The organism is Streptomyces sp. MBT53, assembly GCF_016654115.1.
In the GTDB taxonomy this organism is placed as follows: Bacteria; Actinomycetota; Actinomycetes; order Streptomycetales; family Streptomycetaceae; genus Streptomyces.
The window spans coordinates 1-364 of the sequence record NZ_JAEQAZ010000530.1 but is presented as its reverse complement, the minus strand read 5'-3'; the positions used below and the strand labels follow the sequence as shown (position 1 = coordinate 364).

At 74.2% G+C, this 364-nt stretch carries 1 pseudogene; it reads right to left on the bottom strand.

The features are described 5' to 3' along the window. A pseudogene (locus JHN45_RS52610) lies at positions 1-295 on the bottom strand (serine/threonine protein kinase); the annotation flags it as partial. Positions 296-364 lie beyond the last annotated feature (69 nt).

Genomic DNA, 364 nt, shown 5'->3' with positions numbered 1-364 from the left:
CGGAGGACGTGGACCTGCTCGGCGAGGCGGTGGGAGATTGCTTGGCCGTCGGGTCCTCACCCTTGCCGGTGTGCTTCCGCGTCGGTGCCTGGGTCCCGTCGGCGCCCTGTCCGGTGGGCTTGGCGGAGTCCGAGCGCTTGGCGTCCGCGCGAGCGGTGGGCGAGGAGGCGCCGGCGTCCTGGACCGGCGGTGAGCCGCCCTGCGAAGTGTCCGACGCGCCACCGGAGTTGACGTAGTGGGCGACGACGACTCCGGCACCGGCGAGGACGACCACTGCGGCAGCGACGGCGAGCACAACACGTGCCTTGCCACGGGGGCGGGCCTGGCGCGCGATGGGTCCGGTCGGCGGAGACGGGTGGGGCAT